The 3,779-nt window shown below is 46.1% G+C and carries 2 protein-coding genes; both read left to right on the top strand.

The genetic code is table 11. The features are described from left to right. Nucleotides 1-458 precede the first annotated feature (458 nt). Nucleotides 459-1,607, top strand: a complete 1,149-nt coding sequence (locus tag EYO21_00925; GenBank protein HIB02377.1) for a hypothetical protein — start codon at nt 459-461, stop codon at nt 1,605-1,607. Nucleotides 1,608-1,630: 23 nt separating this feature from the next. After that, the coding region (locus EYO21_00930; GenBank protein HIB02378.1) for a hypothetical protein at nt 1,631-3,779 on the top strand (2,149 nt) is incomplete at its 3' end.

Genomic DNA, 3,779 nt, shown 5'->3' on the forward strand with positions numbered 1-3,779 from the left:
AGTATAATTACAACAAATTCAATTGAATATTTTATAATATATTTTTTTATCATTTTATGAATGAAAATATCGTATTACGGTAATCATTCAACCGTAGTAGACTTCTACTCTAAACCATACTCCTTTATTGTACCTATTTTGAATAATATTTGTCAATATCCACAAGTATTGAGGTAGCATCAATGAGCTTAACATAGGAATAGATATCTTTACCCTCTTTTGTTTGACCCGACACATAATATGAATCCTGAAAACACACACAGCAAGAGAGAAATTTTCTGAGCTGTGTTCATTGGAGGTTTGGGTGCTTTAGGTGGCTTGGGTGGCGGTTCTGGTTTTTGAAGATGAGTGTCCATTTTCTCCCAATATATCAAAATATCCATTCTAAGGCGATGTTTTTTCTTTCTGAGGTGGTTCCCTTGACATTGAGAGATTGAGTAGATATATTGTTTCTTACTGTGAAAAAGCCCCTCGCCATACTGCTCCTGATTTTCAGCTTTGCTTCTGCACAAGAGCGCCTAAGGCTGGACTGGCCGGAGTTGGCACGTGTGATAGTCGAGCGCATGGAGGTGGGGCAGGGAGAGAAGGTTCTGCTTGTGGCCCATCCGGACATGTTCCGCGATCTGATTCCACCTCTGCGTTATGAGATGATGAAAGCGGGAGCGGTTGATCTCGGCGTGATCGACGTTCTTCCATCAAGCGAGTGGGATCCGGACGTTATCAGGCGCGGCGCGGAACCTTCCAGAGAAGCGTACCGGAAAATGTTCAAAGATATTGATGCGTCGGTGATGCTGCCGGGAGCAACCACAAGACATCCTGCCTATGCCGCAATGCAAGATATATTGAGATCTGGTAAGAGCCGCACAGTCCATTTTCACTGGTTGGAAAACCGAAGCGCATATCCCCTCCCCGGTCAGCCGATGCCCGAACCGAGGGACATAGACGCGTTATACCAGCGGGCTGTGCTGAACAGTGACTATGACACGCTGGCACAAATTCAGCTCCGTTTCGAACGGGCGATGCGAAACAGGGAAGTGCATGTGACCACACCGCTTGGAACAGATATCCGTTTTCGAATTGGTGACCGGCCGGTAAACAGACAGGATGGCGATGCGTCAAAGGCGCGGACAGATCGTGGTGTGATCCTGATCGACCGGGAGATTGAACTGCCGGCGGGAGCGGTCCGTGTCGCCCCTCTGGAGGAATCTGTCCGCGGCACCATTGCGTTTCCGCCATCCCAGTGGAACGGAGGTCCGGTCATCGGTCTCAAGCTTGAGATTGTTGATGGAATTGTAGTGAAAGTCAGTGCGGAGACTGGAAAGGAAAATGTTGAAGCCGAGATGGAACAGGCGGGCGATGTGGGACGCCGGTTCAGAGAGTTTGCACTGGGCTTTAATCCCAAATTGGCGGTGCCGGAACGAAATCCGTGGGTCCCCTATTACGGTTACGGTGCGGGAGTCGTCCGTCTTTCGCTGGGCGATAATTCAGAGCTTGGCGGGGCGGTAGGTGGTGAACGACCTTATGTTCGCTGGAACTTTTTTACCGATGCAACCGTGACGGTGGGGGATCAGATTTGGGTCAGAGATGGCAAACCGGTCATAAAGTAAGGGATGCACCCAATTTCAACATTATGCTTCTCAACCGAACTTTTCAACTTGGATCAGATAAAAGAGGAAAACTCATGAAACGAAGTATTTTGATCGCTGTAATCTTTTCCATCGCCACGTTTTCTTTTGCCCAAACAAAAAAAGTTACCTTTACAGCCAAGGAAGGTACGTGGATGAGTATGGATGTATCTCCTGATGGGGAAACACTTGCCTTTGATTTATTGGGGCATATCTACCTCATGTCGGCTCAAGGTGGAAAGGCCAAGCCAATCACCGAGGGTACTTCGTGGAATATGTTTCCCCGTTTCAGTCCCGATGGAAAAAAGATTTTATTGACCTCAGACCGAAGTGGTAGTGATGATTTGTGGGTGCATAATCTAGCTAGTGGGGAAATGGAAAATATATCCGATATGGAACTCCCGGTGCATCAAGGAACTTGGTCACAAGACGGCCGACATGTTTTTGGAACAGCATTGAATTTGAAGGTTCGTCATCCAGTATACATGTTTAACCTGTACGGCAGTAAGCAAGAGATCATTCCGCCTGGAACTCGGGCACCGGTCATACATTTTGAAATGCATCCTTCCAATGGTCTAATCTACTTTGAACACGGAGATGGTGGCCTTTACAGTAGCGGCGACCGTATAAAGACGTACAACACTCATACGGGTGTGGTGGAAGTTTATATCGATAGGCCGGGTGGGGCCGCTAATCCGTCTATATCTCCAAACGGTAAAAAACTGGCCTATATACACCGTGATGACCGGCAGACCGTTTTGGTGGTTCATGACTTAAAGACAAGGGAAGAGAAAGTAGTCAGCCGAAGACTGGATTTTGATCGTCAGGACAGCGGTAGCTTCTATGGATCATATCCAAACATGAGTTGGCATACCGGTGGCAGTGAAATTTTCCTTTCATATGATGGAGGGATTCACGCCGTTGATATTCAATCAGGCAAAGCCCGTAAGATTGAATTTGAAGCGCCGGTGGATCGTGACATAAAGGAGACGATCCGTTTCAAAGTGGATGTACCACAGGCTGAAGGTGTAACTCGATCACACCGCTGGTCTCAATCAACACCTTCAGGGATCTTATTTGAAGCCCTGGGAGACCTTTACCTAAAAAAGGGTTCGAAGGTTATAAACCTTACTAAATCCAAAGATCATGAGACCAATCCGGTCTATGACTCCAAATCAAAATTGATCTATTACGCCTCCTGGAACGACAAGGAAATGGGGGCTGTTTATCAAATGAGCTTGAACGGGAAGAAACGTAAAAAATTGACCTCGGTAAAAAGTCAGTACGGTTCTATTGCTGTATCAAATGAAGGTAATATTGCTTTTATCCGTGGAGGAGGTTCTTTGATAAACGGAAATCATCTGGAAAATCAGACTGACTATGTGCTTGTATTGATCGAAAGGGCCGAAAAAGAGACTGTTTTGACTGAAATAGAGTGGAGCGAAAACCGCTATGCCAAGCGTCCTCCTACAGTTTTCTTTGGCCAGGACGGACGTATCTACTTCTCGGAATATGTGGAGGATGTTTTAACAATCAAATCCATTACCATGGACGGTTTGGACGAAAAGGAGATTTTCAAGTTTACCAACGCCACACGGGCGGTGATATCACCAGATATGCAATGGATTGCCTTCCGAGAATACCACCGCAGTTTTGTCACTCCTTTCGATTATGTTGGTAAAACAGTGACTGTCAGTGCTGCCGATGAAGAAGGATATACCCAGAGGGTGGATAGAAATGAAGACGGGGATTTCATGTCATGGTCAATTGATAGCCAAACGCTGTATTGGACTCGCGGCAAGTACCACGTTGAAAAGAAACTGAAGTCCATACTCGACCAAAAGAATCAGACCAAAAAAACCGACATCTCTTTTATCTATACAATCAACCGCCCAAGTAGTACAGTTGCCCTGAAAAATGTCCGTGTTCTAACTATGAACCAAAAGAAGGAGATTCTCGAAAATGTAACTGTTCTTATTAAGGCTGATGAGATTGTAGCAGTAGGGAAAAATGTTAGCGTGCCCAATGATGCCAAGGTGTTTGAACTTGCCGGCAGAACGGTCATGCCGGGTATGTTCGATGCGCACGGTCATTACGGCAGCCCCATTTCAGCTCTCAACGTTATTGAGCAAAATCTTTACGGATTACAAGCAA

It is taken from the genome of Candidatus Neomarinimicrobiota bacterium, from assembly GCA_012964825.1.
GTDB lineage: Bacteria > Fidelibacterota > Marinisomatia > Marinisomatales > S15-B10 > UBA2125.